At 51.9% G+C, this 15,030-nt stretch carries 15 protein-coding genes; 3 read left to right on the forward strand and 12 right to left on the reverse strand.

The annotated features are described in order from the left end of the window. Positions 1-3: 3 nt before the first annotated feature. The 4 genes from ACI0FG_RS08120 to cutA all read right to left on the reverse strand — a co-directional run bounded on the left by ACI0FG_RS08120 (position 4) and on the right by cutA (position 3,061). Positions 4-603, reverse strand: coding sequence for an adenylyl-sulfate kinase (locus tag ACI0FG_RS08120; RefSeq protein ID WP_419788037.1), 600 nt, complete (start codon positions 601-603; stop codon positions 4-6). Between the two features lie 4 nt (positions 604-607). Continuing rightward, positions 608-1,690 carry a phosphotransferase family protein gene (locus ACI0FG_RS08125; RefSeq protein ID WP_419788038.1) on the reverse strand — a complete coding sequence of 361 codons (1,083 nt, stop codon included), beginning with the start codon at positions 1,688-1,690 and terminating at the stop codon, positions 608-610. Between the two features lie 30 nt (positions 1,691-1,720). Then, the gene (locus ACI0FG_RS08130; RefSeq protein ID WP_419788039.1) at positions 1,721-2,656 is read right to left on the reverse strand and encodes a carbohydrate kinase family protein; all 936 of its coding nucleotides are present in this window, start codon (positions 2,654-2,656) and stop codon (positions 1,721-1,723) included. A gap of 84 nt (positions 2,657-2,740) precedes the next feature. Continuing rightward, positions 2,741-3,061, reverse strand: coding sequence for a divalent-cation tolerance protein CutA (cutA, locus tag ACI0FG_RS08135; protein WP_419788040.1), 321 nt, complete (start codon positions 3,059-3,061; stop codon positions 2,741-2,743). A gap of 163 nt (positions 3,062-3,224) precedes the next feature. Here cutA and nth point away from each other — a divergent pair, with 163 nt between their 5' ends. From nth to ACI0FG_RS08150, 3 genes are read left to right on the forward strand one after another with little or no spacing between them, the layout of a single operon-like run. Further along, positions 3,225-3,860, forward strand: a complete 636-nt coding sequence (nth, locus tag ACI0FG_RS08140; protein WP_419788041.1) for an endonuclease III — start codon at positions 3,225-3,227, stop codon at positions 3,858-3,860. Between the two features lie 3 nt (positions 3,861-3,863). Beyond that, positions 3,864-4,979: a tRNA guanosine(34) transglycosylase Tgt gene (gene tgt, locus ACI0FG_RS08145; RefSeq protein ID WP_419788042.1), complete on the forward strand. Its 1,116-nt coding sequence runs from the start codon at positions 3,864-3,866 to the stop codon at positions 4,977-4,979. Further along, positions 4,979-5,653, forward strand: a complete 675-nt coding sequence (locus ACI0FG_RS08150; RefSeq protein WP_419788043.1) for a YdcF family protein — start codon at positions 4,979-4,981, stop codon at positions 5,651-5,653. The genes tgt and ACI0FG_RS08150 overlap by 1 nt, the downstream gene beginning before the upstream one ends. Here the strand turns inward: ACI0FG_RS08150 and ACI0FG_RS08155 are convergent. From ACI0FG_RS08155 to ACI0FG_RS08190, 8 genes are all read right to left on the reverse strand, one after another. Further along, positions 5,608-7,029, reverse strand: a complete 1,422-nt coding sequence (locus ACI0FG_RS08155; protein ID WP_419788044.1) for a YhjD/YihY/BrkB family envelope integrity protein — start codon at positions 7,027-7,029, stop codon at positions 5,608-5,610. The genes ACI0FG_RS08150 and ACI0FG_RS08155 overlap by 46 nt on opposite strands. Positions 7,030-7,103: 74 nt before the next feature. Next, positions 7,104-10,262, reverse strand: a complete 3,159-nt coding sequence (locus tag ACI0FG_RS08160; RefSeq protein WP_419788045.1) for an AsmA family protein — start codon at positions 10,260-10,262, stop codon at positions 7,104-7,106. Further along, positions 10,259-11,173, reverse strand: a complete 915-nt coding sequence (locus tag ACI0FG_RS08165; RefSeq protein WP_419788046.1) for a damage-control phosphatase ARMT1 family protein — start codon at positions 11,171-11,173, stop codon at positions 10,259-10,261. The genes ACI0FG_RS08160 and ACI0FG_RS08165 overlap by 4 nt, the downstream gene beginning before the upstream one ends. A 130-nt stretch (positions 11,174-11,303) precedes the next feature. Next, entirely contained in the window at positions 11,304-12,137 is an 834-nt protein-coding gene (locus tag ACI0FG_RS08170; RefSeq protein WP_419788047.1) for an LpxI family protein, read from the reverse strand. A gap of 10 nt (positions 12,138-12,147) precedes the next feature. Then, a complete protein-coding gene (lpxA, locus tag ACI0FG_RS08175; protein ID WP_419788048.1) occupies positions 12,148-12,957 on the reverse strand; it encodes an acyl-ACP--UDP-N-acetylglucosamine O-acyltransferase in 810 nt (269 codons plus the stop codon). Then, positions 12,957-13,415, reverse strand: coding sequence for a 3-hydroxyacyl-ACP dehydratase FabZ (gene fabZ / locus ACI0FG_RS08180; RefSeq protein WP_419788049.1), 459 nt, complete (start codon positions 13,413-13,415; stop codon positions 12,957-12,959). Before fabZ ends, lpxA begins: the two co-directional genes overlap by 1 nt. After that, positions 13,415-14,455 carry a UDP-3-O-(3-hydroxymyristoyl)glucosamine N-acyltransferase gene (gene lpxD, locus ACI0FG_RS08185; RefSeq protein ID WP_419788050.1) on the reverse strand — a complete coding sequence of 347 codons (1,041 nt, stop codon included), beginning with the start codon at positions 14,453-14,455 and terminating at the stop codon, positions 13,415-13,417. Before lpxD ends, fabZ begins: the two co-directional genes overlap by 1 nt. A 5-nt stretch (positions 14,456-14,460) precedes the next feature. After that, entirely contained in the window at positions 14,461-14,982 is a 522-nt protein-coding gene (locus tag ACI0FG_RS08190; RefSeq protein WP_419788051.1) for an OmpH family outer membrane protein, read from the reverse strand. Positions 14,983-15,030: the final 48 nt, after the last annotated feature.

A 15,030-nucleotide genomic window follows, 5' to 3' on the forward strand; every position in this document is an offset into this window, starting at 1 on the left:
CGGTTAATCAGTCTGACACGGCCTGTACTCATTGGACAGCCATGTGTCCAGAAAATGCAACCCCCTGCGCAAAGTTTCCTCCTTGCACAGGTGCGTGTTGTCGATGACGCATTCGGCCGCGGGATCTTTCTCGAAGGGGACGTCAACGCCTATGACTTCGCCCAGGCCTTCAAACTGTTCTCCAGTTCTTTTCCGGCGAAGGGCCTTCTCGTACAGTTCAGCCATCACCTTGCCCCTCGGGCGTTGCGCCTCCCGACGCATGGCTTCATCCAGACTGCACTGAATGAAAATCTCGGCAAATCTCTCAATCAAGTTTCGCGCCCGGCAACGCATGGAAACCCTGTAGGCGGAACCATCCATGAGCACACCTTTCCCCTCGTCCACCAGCCCGGCGGCTTCATCCACAAACAGGGAATAGGCCAGCTCACGCTCCTCCGGGGTATAACGGGGATCGGGCACATATTTACGGCGCCGTTCATCCATCTCCAGCAGGACAACGTCCTGCCCCCTGGCCGAGAGAGCCTCGTACAGACCTCGGGCCAAGGCGGACTTTCCGCTGCCCGGCAGCCCGACGACCCAAACGGCCCACCCCCGGTTGCTCATGACGCTACTCCATATACTTATTTATGTTCTCCCAATCAAAGACATCGTCTTCCAGCACGTTCACCAACAAATTCAGCAGTCCCCGGCGTACCTGCGCAGGATGATCCGGATACCATTCGGGAGAAGCTATGACCAAACCTCTGAAGACAAAGAAAGGCGCCAAGACCTCAAGGATTTCGGAATCACCGGTAGTCGTCAGATATTCTTCGAAATACGCATGGTACAAATCGCTCCAGGGGCCATCCAACCGTTCGTGTCCATACAGGCTCCATAACAGATAATTGATGGCCATGGTGGCAAGGTCGCCGCCCGGCTCGCCCCATTCGCCGCGGCTGCGGTCCAGCACTGAGAATTTTCCGTCGTCCGTGACCAGTACATTCCAGGGGTGAAAATCGCCATGCACGGCACTCAGCCGGTGGGCATACCCTTTCAGCTTCCATCGCCAGTCCACAAGCCGTTTTTCCATCGCGCGGAACCGTTCATCTCCGAAGAAGCTCCAGGGGTGCGGAAAGGCCTCGTCAACAAGTCCAAGAATGCACTCGCTGGAGCCGATGAGATTTCGGATACGTCGATAATAAAGGTGCGGATCGTCGAGTTTGGCCGAATGGACACGCGCCATCCATCGTGCGAATTCCCTGGCGGTTTCAACATCGCTTGCGCGAAAATCCCCGCGCCGGATACGCTCAAGGTCGTGGAAGTAGTCGTGCCCCTCCAACTTCTCGTTGAGTATGAAGAATTCTTTGGGGCGTTCCACAGGGACCAGCACATCCTGGTTGTCCACATATCCAAATCCAATGGGCCGGACATGCTTCTCCATGCGCGCCGAGGTCTCGTACTGAAACATGAGGATGGCGGCACGGTCCCAATAGAACTGGTGACCATACTTATCCCCTTTCATGATTGAGAGAACGGCTTCACGCCGTTCTCCCCCAACCTCATAGACAACGAGCAGGGGTTTGCCGTAGCCGAAGCCCTTCATCCCCTGCTCGTCGAGGTTGCCGATGTCACCCGCGCCGATAAGACGCGTGTCGTTTCCGAAAGCCTTTTTGAGATAGGCCTCGATGTTTTCGGTCCTGAGTTCAATCATGCCGCCTCCATTCCGAGGCCGGACCGGTCCCTATTCCAAAGGACCGAAACTAACCTCGTACCGTTTGCGAAATTCATCCATAGTAAAGCAATGTTCCTGAGTGCCCTTCTTCTCAATGGCATAGGCGGAACAAACAGCACCCAACTGAGCGGCCTCGACTACCGTCTTTTCCATGGCAAGTCCTTTGAGCAAGCCGGAGCGATACGCATCGCCCGCACCGGTCGGATCAGCCACTTCGGAGACTGGAACTGCCGGAATCTGCGTTTCCTCACCCTTGCAGTTGACGACGGAACCATGTTCGCCAAGGGTGGTTATCAGGTATGCGACCTTATCCACGACCTCTTCCTTGGTCATCTCGGCGGATTTCATTATCATCTCCAACTCATAGTCGTTGGTGATGAGAATCTCAGCTCCATCAAAGGCTCCAGCCAGCTGTTCGCCCGAAAACGCCGTGATCTGCTGGCCCGGATCAAAAATGAACGGTATGCCGTGCTCACGATAATAACGCGGATGATCCATCATGTCGGAGAGGTTGCCGGGCGATATGATGCCAAGAGCCTCAGCCGGATCAATGGTACTCATATCATATTGGCTGGGATATTTCATGGCACCGGGGTTGAATCCGGTGATCTGGTTGTCGGACTGGTCAGTGGTGATATATGCCCCGGCCGTGAACTCCTGCTCAACCGTGCGGATTCCCTCAACGGAGATGCCGTGCTTCTGAAGCCAGGTATCGTATGCGGCGAAGTCCTTGCCCACCTGACTCAGGAGGATAGGTTTCTCACCAAGCAGGGAGAGGTTGTAGGCTATATTGCCTCCGGTTCCGCCAAAACGCTCATCCAATCCGTTGACGAGAAAACACACGTTCAGAATGTGAATCTTTTCGGGCAGGATATGATTCGAGAATTTATCGGGAAAACTCATAATGCGGTCGAAGGCCAGGGAACCGGAAATGTAAATCTGCATGATTCCTCCTGTTGATGTCGATTCCTGGCGCGGAGGGTAAAGCCTTGCCGCTCCCACGTCAATGACCGCAGGGTGATCCGGGTATTAGCCGGCCTTTGTTTCCGTACGAATCCAGTCGATAAAATCCTGGCTACCACCTTCAATTTTCAGCGCCACGACACAGGGTACTTCAAAGCTGTGCATGGACTTTACCGCTTCGGTCAATTCACCCACCAGCTCCCGGCGCGTCTTTGCAATCAGTACTGTTTCATTCCCCTGTTGAACCTTGCCCTGCCACCAATACAATGAACGCATTCCCGGCAGGATGTTCACACACGCTACCAGTCGCCTTCTTACCAGTTCGGCACCGATGGCTTCGGCCTCTTTTTCCGTTGGGCAGGTAATGTAAACAAAATATTCACTCATAGCTCCCCCATGAGAATTTCTTGGTATATTGTATTTTTCAAGATTTCACGAATTCCAACCAAAGGCTACTCTTTGTTTCCCGTTCGGTTGTTACGTCATTTCCGACTTGAGGCATGTGGGCACTAGGTGCTAACGAGGACAGCCACAGACCTATGGAGAACATATGAAGAAAAGAGAACGTGCCAAAGAAGTGCTTCACAGATTGGCCAAACGCTACCCTTCTCCCACGCCCGCTTTGAACTGGTCCAGCCCGTGGGAACTTCTCGTGGCCACGGCCCTTTCCGCCCAATGCACGGATGAACGGGTCAACAAGGTCACCCCCGTTTTTTTTGAACGATGGCCAGATATAAAAGACGCCGCCGAAGCGGATGTCAAAGAGATCGAGGAGATTGTCCGCTCAACCGGTTTTTTCCGCAACAAAGCGAAAAACCTGAAAGCGGCAGCCACACGGATCATGGAAGTCTATGGCGGGGAGGTCCCCCAGACCATGGCCGAACTGATCACACTGGGCGGCGTAGCCAGAAAAACCGCCAGCATAGTGCTGTCCAATGCCTTTGGCGTCAATGAGGGCATTGCCGTGGATACCCACGTCATGCGGCTGGCCTTTCGTCTGGGCCTTACCACCAAGACGGCACAGCAACAGATAGAAAAAGACTTGATGCCGCTTTTCCCGCGCGAGAATTGGGGAGACATTAATCACTACCTGGTCTTTTTCGGCCGGGAGGTCTGCCCGGCAAGAAAACCCCGGTGCGAGTCCTGCGAACTCGCCGACATCTGCCCCAAAAAGGGAGTTGAATAATACATGACCCATCCCGGACAATTCACCATACACGCCACCAACGGACAGGCCCGCCGTGCGACTCTGACCACCGCCCATGGCGAAATCCAGACCCCGATCTTCATGCCCGTCGGCACCCAGGGGACGGTAAAAAGCCTGACGCCCGACGATTTGGTGGAAATGAACGCCCAAATCATTCTGGGCAATACCTACCACCTCTATCTACGCCCCGGCGACGAATTGGTAGCCCGGCGTGGCGGACTGCACAAATTCGCCAACTGGAAACGCCCAATCCTCACGGACAGCGGCGGATTCCAAGTTTTCAGTCTGGAAGGCATTCGCAAGATCACGGAAAAAGGTGTCGAGTTCAGATCCTACATAGATGGCTCAAAACACTTTTTCTCCCCGGAAAAGGCCATTGATATCCAAAAAAATCTTGGATCGGACATCATGATGGTGCTCGATGAGTGCGTCGGATACGGGCAGGACCGTGAATACACCAGGAAGTCGCTGGAAATGACTACAAGGTGGGCCCAGCGCTGTCGCGACCACTATCCCAAGGGTTCTGGGGACCAGCTCATGTTCGGCATCGTTCAGGGCGGATTCCATAAGGACTTGCGCGAAATGAGCCTGGAACAATTACGGGAAATCGATTTCGAAGGTTTTGCCATCGGAGGCTTGTCCGTGGGTGAATCAACGGAAATCATGTATGATATCCTGCACCACATCGCTCCTATGATGCCCTCGGAAAAACCGCGCTACCTGATGGGTGTCGGCACCCCGCTCGATATTCTGGAAGGCGTATCGGCCGGTGTGGACATGTTCGACTGCGTCCTGCCCTCGCGCAATGCACGTAACGGGACCCTGTTTACCTCGCGCGGCAAGATCAACATCAAGCGTGCAGAGTTTGCCGAAGACGACTCTCCCCTGGACCCGGAATGCAACTGCTACACTTGCCGAAACTTTACCAAGGCGTATCTGCGGCATCTGTACCAAGCCAAGGAACTGCTCTCCTACCGGCTCAACACCTACCACAATCTGTACTTCTACCTGCACTTGATGCAGCAGATACGTGATGCCATTGAGACCGGGACATTCGAGTCTCTCAAGGCAAGATACGAGGCCGTGTACAGCGGATAATGAAGTCGATGAGAGTCTTGCGGTTCGTTCTCCAGTGCATCGGCGCAGTCACCGTGATTGCCTTTCTGGCCGGATGGGGGCTGCTTGCCTTTGCGGGATCCTGGATGCGAGTGGAGGACCCCCCGGTCAAATCAGACTATATCCTGCCACTCGCCGGAGAGGATGCTCGTTGGCTCAAAGCATCCGAACTCTACAATGAAGGATATGCGCCGATCATTTTGGATAGCTTGGCCAAACCGCTGCCCAAAACCCGAATGGATCATGTTCGCAGGCAGATGGGATTCCCACAATTCAACCATAAGGAATTAATCAGGCGAATTTTGCAGATCGCCGGAGCAGGGAAAGCGCCCCTTGAGCCTTTCGGGCATGGCCACATCAGCACGGTGGAAGAAGCCGAAGCATTGCGCAGGCACTTCCAGGGCCGCACACCTAGCCTGCTTATTGTTACTTCACCGTACCATGCAAGGCGAGCCAAGATGATATTTGGAGATGTATTGCCCAACTGTCGTGTAACAGTGGTATCGACCAGTGAGGACCAGTTCGGCAAGAACTGGTGGAGAAATCAGAAAACGGCCCAGTTGCTCGTTATGGAATTCGCCAAGACAGTCTATTATCTGTTTGGAGGTGTCTATCGTTCCACCGACACTTCGCCGTCTTCGGAATCTGAAGGCTGATCTTCGGATTCGGCCAGAGGCAAGTCCAGAGCATAGGTGGGATAGCTCTGCGCACACTCCAGCAGCGTCAGGTTCGCCTCGCTCCTATAAACACTTTCCCCGAGCTTGGAGAATAAACCATCCAAAAAACCGAATTTCTCGGCAAAGTGTTTAAAGACCCGATTCACGCCTTCCATGTTAATGGCGGAAATGATGTCCACCACGCGAACGTCATCCAAGGCGCGGGCCGGGGCATAGACCTCACGCCCCGTCGTTTCCGTCAATACGGTATATCCCGCCCTTTGCAACAACTGGAAAAGTTCCGAGATAAGAGAGGCCGGCGCCATGAACGCGTCAGAGAGTTCCTCGACTGACGGCAACGGCTTTCCTTCATGAAAACGACGGGCCAGGACCATCATCATCAGCACTCCCAGCTTTTGCCGCTCGAAGGGAGTGGCCTCGCCAAAGTAGCGCTGTTTCACGAAGGAGTTGAGGTTCTGCCATGAATAGCTGACCTCCGCTCCAAGCAGCATCACCAACCAGCTGATGTAAATCCAGATCAGCAACAACGGTAATTGAGCGAAGCTGCCATAGATGGCATTGTACTTTGCCGCCCCTATCTGCCAATTGATGTAGACCCATTGAGCCATCTGCCACAAAACGCCCCCGACAAAACCGCCGATCAACGCACCAGGCACTTTTACCTTGGTATAGGGAATGAAGGCGTACACAAAGGCAAACGCCAGTGTGATCAATAGGTAAGGGGTTATTTTGAGAAAAGCGGCCTCCAGCAGGCCGATGGCCTGCACACTGAGCATTGTCCGAATAACATCCTGCTGTTGCAGACTGACGTTGAAGCTGGACGCCACCAATAAGACAACCGGACAAATGAGGATAACCGGGAAAAAATCAGCGATTTTGCGCCAGGGCGAACGCCCCTTGTTCACGTGCCAGATGGTATTGAAGGCCTTCTCGATCGTTCCTATCAACGAGAAAACGGTAAAAAGCAGTGTGGCCACCCCGACCCAGCCCAACGCCTGTACATTGGTCCGGTCGATATACTCGATGATCCTGTCCGCCACCTCTACCCGCCCTGTGGTCATCTTCAAAATCATGGCCCGGATAAATTCGGTATTCTGGAGGCCGAATCCCTTAGAAATGGAAAAAGCCACAGCCAGAAAAGGTACTATGGACAAGATGGTGGTAAAGGTAAGCGCTGCCGCTCGGATGATGCACTGGTCCTTAAAGAAACCGAAGAAGACCAGATAGAACAGGCGCAAAACACCGCGCACCAAACGAATTGGCCGGGGTGTATCCTGCGAGTCACGGACCCATATTCCTTCAGAAAACAGGCGGCGAATTCCGCGTGACCTCAATTTTAACCGTGCACCACTCATGAAAAGGTACTCCCTGTCCGGTATACTATACGTACCGATATAGTAAAAACCAGCCTTTGAAGCAAATTAAACGGCTACATAAAAAGGTCACGCAAGAACTTGAAGGACTTTTGCGGAAGGCTCAGGATATTCCTCACCGTATTATCCAAAATCTTTCCCTTGGGAATCTTTACTTCAGGGTCGGTCAGTTTGCCTGTAATCACCATGGTTACGCTAGGAACCGCCACGAAATCATTGCGGATTGAAAGATCGATTTTGTTGGCGGGAAGACTGAACCATCCCGACCCCTTTGAATTGAGTAGCGGCGATTCCAGAAGGAAAGGATCAAAGGTGAAAACGCCCTTGTGCACGGCAAAGGAAGCGGATGCTTTGGTAAAAGCAGTTCGCCGTTGCCTGGGATTATTGGGTTTCGTATTATTCAATTTTGCATCGGAGGAAAGCTTGTCCGAAGCCGGTTTGGCTTCAAAACCGGAGAACTTGAACGAACCGTTCCGAATGGCGACTCGGCAGGATCCTTCCAGATTCGCCAGGATATCATCATCCGTTGCGCCGTTACTCGTCAGATCAACGTCCGAATCCGTGACCCCGACAACATATTCACGCTGTACCAAATCCTGCATCATGGGCCCGGCCTGCATATTCTCAACATGCAGTTTGAGGGCCGTCGCCAGACTTTTTGGGCCGACCTTGCCCGTCAGTTCTCCCGTCAGCGCCCCGCCATACACTTTGCCCTTGAGCGAGGATACTCGGATATCGCCTTTTTCCGCTTTGATCACTCCCGACAGATTCCGAGTACGAATTCCGCCCAGTTTGAACTCCTCAAGGGAAGCCTTGCAGTCAAGTCGCAGTGCCCGCAAGAATTCCAACGGAAGATCGACTGGCCCCGAACTGTCCGTCTTTCCAGCCCGCAGTTCCTGTACAGAAGGGTCGTGAGAACGCGGAAGATATCTATCGATATCCAAGTCCCCTCCCGTCAGTGAAGCCGTTAGAAAAGAATTTTTCCACCCCTGACCGACGACAAGACCACGAACCGGCATACTGTCCAACTGGCCATGCAGGTTACTGAGCGTAAAACCGGTGTTTGAAGCAACAAAATCGGCTGAGACACTCATGGCCTTGAGCGCAGCTTCATCAGTTAATTCCAGTTTTTTGTGGGTCAGCAGATAAATGATATGATGAACATCGACAGGAGGGACGACAACTTTTCCCGCAGCCTTGAAGGATTGGCCCGACCAGTCCGCTTTGACACTGCCATTTGCCAAACTCCCCAAAAGCTGCACCGAGGCATCAGCCACACCCAGCGTCTTCGCGACACTATCAAAAGACAGCCTTCCAGACGCTACCACGCTATCAATCGATTTCGTGTAAATCCTGCTGTCTGCTTTTACTTTCACATTGACTTCAGTCCCATTCATCTCGCCTGAGTCGACGTTAATTTGTACAGGGCCGACAACGGAACAACTAAGGGAATCGACTGGTGATCCTCCGAAACATTTTAGGGAGCCATACGTACGAAAACCGAAGTTGCCGGTCTTACTGCCTTTAATTGGTTCGGTCTTCAGGTTCAATTCACCGGAAGAAAAACGCTGTCGAATTTCCTGATCTTTTCCCAACGCGACAACGGCTTGGCCTTTGCCAAGATTCAAGATCGCATCCATAGATGAATTGCGTAAGATGCCTATGGAGCGTTCCTGATCGGGACAACGCATAACTGCGGTCCGTACCGAAAGTCTGGCCTTGCCAGCGCCGTCCAGCCTCACATGCCCCATGGCGGGAAAACCGAATCCCCCTCTATCCGATTCGGCCGTCAAATTCACATCCAACCCCAAGGTGGGCGCCTTTGCTTCATTCCCTATCGAGAACACAGCCTTGCCCTTGAAATTACCCGCCTTCGCCTGATACGCCGCAAGTTCTACCTGAATTGTACCATTTTCAGATTGAGTCGTAAGTGCCACATTTGAAAAGGCCGCATCCAGCAGCTTCAGTTTGTTGGCCTGCACACGCCCCTTTGCCTGCAGGGCGCGAAAGAACTCCAGACTGAAATCTCCCCATACAAAAGGAGTATCTGTTTTGAATAATGGTAAATAGCGGTCCAGATCAAAAGAGTCGGCCCGCAAGTCAAAAGAATAGACAGGATGAGCATAATCAACCAGAGACAATGTGCCTCGAACTGTCAGATCATCCAACGTTGCGGTCAGGTCTTTTAATTGCACCCCATTCTCATCGAAAGAGAACTGAGAACTGAATACGCCCTTTTTCAGTCCATCCACCTTATCCACAGGGGCGTCCTTGAAATATTTCCGTACCAAATCAGAAGGGTTGAATTGGGCCAAAGTCAAATACCCTTCTCCACTAAAGCCCTCACCCAGGTCCCCGCTCTTCAACGCTCCGTCGCCCCGAAGATGCATGAAACGCATTTTGAATTTATCCAGGGAGAACGAACGATTGATCCAGTTTATGGACAAATTCCCCGTGAATTCTGCGGGAGCGACGCCTTTGGGCAAGAAAGGCCCTTCGCAAGTTGCATAGATCGATGCGTCTTCCAGTGAAATATTATCGTCAGCCGGGACAACCAATCCTTTCAAAACCAACTTGGATTCAAAACCGCCGTTCTTCCAGTTAAAAACACTCTTAGCCGAAAATGGAACGGGATTGCCAGGAACAATATTACCCGTATTTATGTCGATGCCGTCCATAGAGAAACTCTGACCGGTCATGCGGTCCGAATAGACAACAGAGGCTTGATCCACTTCAAGTCCTTCCAATGAAACGGAATCGAAATAGTGTTTTTGAGAATCACCTGGCAGGGAACTGTACTTCGGGAAAGGACTCCAGTTATATTTCCCGTTCTTGAGTCTGGCAAGGTTGAGGCGCATCCCCTTAACCACAACGGAGCGGAGTTCCAATCTGCCGTAAGCCATTGGCAACAACTTGGCACTGACAAACAACTGGTCAAAGGCAACCAACGGATTATCGCCGACATTCGGTCGCTCAAGGAGAGATAAGTTCTGAATTTCCAGGGAAGGAATCGGATACAATGCGATATTCAGTTCTCCCTGCAATTCGACAGGTTGCCCTGTCAAATCTTCGACGATAGAGACGAACTGGCTACGAAAGCCCTCTGTATCCACATATCGGGCAGCAATGAACAACATCACGGCACACAGAACAATCGCCACGGCCCCAAGCTCGAAAATGAGACGAGCCAGGCGATGTAAACTGCGCGCTCTCATGCATTCTCTCCAGTGTTGACAATCGGACTATAGACAGAATCATCGGAAACATGGGTTCGCAACAGGACCGAACTGCCCTTTGGCATGGCTGCCTCGGCTGCGACACGAGCACATTTGGCCTTGAAAGCGCAAAAAATGCCAGGCCATCGACCTTGCAGCGCTTCAAAATTCCCCTGCCCTTTAGCTAGAATAACATCGGCAGAACGCATTCTGTTCAAAAAATCAGGCGTACAACGCTCCAAAACAGTACCCGGGGTGTCCACCCCACTTTCCACTACCTCGCAAATTTTTGTCATTCCGACTTCTTCAGCGTCGGCAAGGGTGGCGTCATTAATAACGGGTTTGGAACGGACCGCATAGGTAACCTGGGCCCCTCTGTTCAACAGCTCCTCGACAACCAAAGTATCCAAAACAATCTCACCGGCGTTATCGCCGAGTATTAGAACCTTGGCTCCATCGCAAGCCCGACAGGAGAAATCGGCGACAACATCTCTGGAAAAAGTCTTTTTCAAATTTGCCAGTTCCCCCTCCCAGTCTGCCTCAACATGGACGCCCCGATCTATGTAATTCCCGACAACGGCGAGTTCCAGAGCTAACAAGAGTGCATCGCCACCCTCTGATCGTTTTTTTTCGACCATGGCCCTCAGGCCTGGCAAAAGTTGCTGTACACGGGCATTGGAAGCACGCTTATCCTCGAGGTAAAGATCCCCACAATCCGTCATGGAACTGATGAGATCAACCAGATGACGGGCTATAGCAGGTGGCGGTTGCCTGAGATCCAACTCTCCGAGTCGACGCCCCCAAGCTGTAACGATAGAATGATGCATAGCCTCATCCCCGGGGCAAGCAAGCCGGGCATCATTTAAGGCCATCATCATAAAACATGGCATACAATCCAATGAAGTATTCATTCCAACCCACCAATCATGTTGAGCAAATAATAGTATGACTTATGGGTCTGTACCATTATTCAATTTGGAATCCAAACGGTTCCAGCCTCGACAAGCTGGAGAGCTCTCGGAAGGGGCAGAGAAAGGAGAATCAGGAAATAAACTGGTCTTCGGTCAAACCCACAATCGTGATCTTGGCTTGATCGGCAACAGCGATCGCTTCATCCCGATCAAAAAAAAGGCTTTTCCCGGCTTCAAGCCCAAGGCAGGTAGCTCCACCTTCAGCCATTGCCCGAATTGTATCAGCTCCCAGGCTAGGAAGATCAACCTGCTCCTGCTGTCCAGGCTTGAAAACTTTGACCACTACGCACTCAGGACCACCAAGCTTACAGCCGCGCCGAATTGTGGCATCCGTACCCTCAAGGGCTTCCACAGCAGCCACAATGCCTTCGCGAACTACCAAACATTGCCCAATATCAAGCTGCCCAAGTTGTTTGGCGATGTTCCAGGCAAAGCGCAGGTCTTCCCACTCCCGCTCGTCAGGGTCCCGTTTGGTTAAAACTCCGGCGGGGGCAAGCAGTTCCGGAACATAAGTATGAGGAGACACAACGGTCATTCCCTCTCGCTCGAACTCACTGGCCAGAGCTCCCAGAATGGCGGAATCACCTTTGTTTTTTTGACGGAAAAGCAATTTGACGGCACGCATATCCAGAAAACGGATATCCATCACCTTGGGCTTGTTGATTGTACCGGCCATAATGACCTTACGCACGTCATTTTGCTTGAAATAGTCGATTAGCTTTCCAAGCTTACCAAGTTTGAGCTCTTGCCAAACATCAGCAAAAGGTACGACATCCATATTGGTGTGGCCGGTAAAACCGGCCACAACCAATCGATGTCCATGCGCTTTGACGCCACGGGCGACCATGACAGGAAACTGACGCCCCCCGGCAATCAGGCCGATGGTTGTCACATCGTCGCCCATGCACGCCTCATTAGTCGGAGTGTCCACAGCGGTGTTTATGATCCGGAGTCACTCCGTGCTTGCTCTCGCGAATGAAGGAAATGAGCCGATCAACCTCAGGATTACCAGGAATTTCCTTCTCCACTTGCTCCAGGCTCAATTCGCGGGTCAAACCTGAACGGAAGATAATCTTATAGGCTTTTTTCAGGGCCTTGCTGGTTTCGGAGTCAAACCCATTGCGCTTGAGACCAATAAGGTTGGGACCGAAAAGCATTCCACGAACGCCATGAGCCAGCATGAAGGGCGGAACATCCAGCTTGTAGCCACTGGCCCCACCCAAGAACGAATACTCCCCGATGCGAATAAATTGCTGCACAGCCGACATACCACTAATGGTAACATTCCGGCCGACTTCAACGTGACCGGCCAAGTTGACGGCATTTGCCAAGATGACCTTATCTCCGATTACACAGTCATGGGCAATATGGGAATAAGCCATGAGCATGCAATTGGAACCAATAACCGTCTTACCGGCCCCCTGAGTCGTTCCACGATGAATGGTCACACATTCCCGGATAATGTTGTTATCCCCGATACAGGTAACGGTTTTTTCACCCTTGTACAAAGTATGTTGGGGCTCACCGCCAATCACGGCGTGGGGGTGAATATGGTTGTTTTTACCAATGGTAGTGTAATCGCGAATCACGACATGAGACTCGAGACGAGTCCCATCACCTATAATTGTTTCAGCGCCGATGACGGCATACGGACCAATAGTAACATTATCGCCCAACTGTGCAGTCGGGTCGATAACAGCACTCGGATGAATATCACTGGACACTACATGTCTCCTTTGTTGGCCACTGCGGCGGAAAACTCACCTTGGGCGACGACTTTGCCGTCCACTTCAGCACGCCCCTGCATACGCCAGATGTTCATTTTATGGCGTTCGTATTTAACGTCGAGAATGAGCTTATCGCCTGGCACAACAGGCTTGCGAAACTTAACCTTATCAATTCCGGTAAATAAAAAGATTTTATCACCAAGCTCTTCCTGCAGCGTGCTCATGACAAAGACACCGCCCGTCTGAGCCAAGGCTTCCATAATGAGCACTCCCGGCATTACCGGAAGTCCCGGGAAATGGCCTTGGAAAAAAGGCTCATTGAAAGTGACGTTCTTATATGCTTTGAGCCGTACTCCAGACTCGAACTCCACCACACGGTCCACCAAAAGGAATGGGTACCTGTGGGGCAGCATTTCCATTATCTTCTGGATGTCTATGTTGCATTCGTTTGGCATCAGTTCTTGTCCTCTTCCGATTGTTTTTTCAAGGCATCCAGTTCTTTTTCAAGCATTTTCACGCGCTTGAAAAGCTCCGGCAACTTGGGGAAACAAACTCCAGCGGCCTTGAGAAAGGTCCCGGCAGGCATAACCGGAGAGCCCGCAAGACGGCTTCCAGCTTCCACATTCCCATGAATTCCGCTCTGGCCAGCGACCATCACACCATCGCCGATATTTGAATTATCGGCGACACCGACCTGACCGGCCAAAACAACGCCGTTACCGACATGAGAACTACCGCCAATGCCAACTTGCCCTATAAGGAGACAGTGCTGGCCGACCTGAACGTTGTGGCCGATCTGAACAAGGTTGTCGATCTTTGTACCCGCACCAATACGCGTATTATCCAAAGCGGCACGATCTATTGCCGAATTGGCTCCGATCTCGACATTATCCTCAACAATCACTGTACCAATCTGAGGAATCTTCATGTGTCCGGCCGGAGTCTGGGCATAACCATACCCGTCCCCGCCCAACACAGCTCCCGGCTGCAAGATGACATTGTTCCCCAGAGAGAGACCGCCCATGACAACAACATTGGGATACAGCGTACAGTTGCTGCCAATGAAGGAGCCTTCACCGACATAACAACCGGTAAAGATTGTGGATCCTTCTCCAACCACGGCATTCGCCCCGATAAAGGCGAATGGATAAACCGTAACGTTTTCGGCAAGTTGGGCGGAGGGGTGAATAAAAGCCAGTTCGCTGATACCGGACAAGCAACCTTGAGGTTCAGCAAAAAGATTCACCACCTTGGCCAAATCCATATACACGTTGGCACTGAGAAGTGCCCGCTCGACCTTATCGGCATATGAACCGGTAGTCAGTACGCATCCAGCCTTGGTGGTCTTGAGCTCCGGGGCATACTTTGGATTGACAAGAAACGAGATCTCGTCTGCCTCGGCCTTGTCCAGGGTATTCACCCCGGTAATCTCAAAATCGGCTCCGGTATATTCCAGGCCAAGTTTTTCGGCTAGAGCCGACAACTTGATTCGCATTGGTCCTACTTTCCAGCTTTCTTCAACTCGTTGAGTTCTTTGATCAGCTCTTTGGTAATATCCACGCCATCACCGACGTAGGAAACTCCACTGGCCCCCATCTCGAAAATAGCCGTGTAACTGTTCTTTTTGCCGTACTCGGTCATGACCTTGATAATCTTAGCAACAACAGGCTGTCCAAGTTGCTGTTCTGCAGCCTGGCGCTTCTGACGATAGGCGACGACACTGTCCTGATAATCCCGAGCCTTGCGGCGGTATTCACGCTGTTTGTCCTGTTTTGCATCCAGCTTCAGGGCCAGATCCTGATTTTTCAGTTCATCCTCCAATTTCTTGATGGATTCAGCCTCATGATTGAGTTCCTCCTCCATAGGTTTGAACTGCGCCTGAAGCTTGGCGGCGACCGCTTTGCCATAATCACAATCAACCATGACAGTACGCATGTTGAAAACACCAATCTTCGAATCAGCAAAGGCGCTTACCTGAAGCAAAAACACAAAAGCAATGGCAAACAAGACAATCCGTTTCATTTATATCTCCTTAAAAAGTTTTTAGCTTAATATTCTCTAAGTTCGCAG

It is taken from the genome of Pseudodesulfovibrio sp. 7M6 (assembly GCF_050058625.1).
Lineage (GTDB): Bacteria > Desulfobacterota > Desulfovibrionia > Desulfovibrionales > Desulfovibrionaceae > Pseudodesulfovibrio > Pseudodesulfovibrio salinus.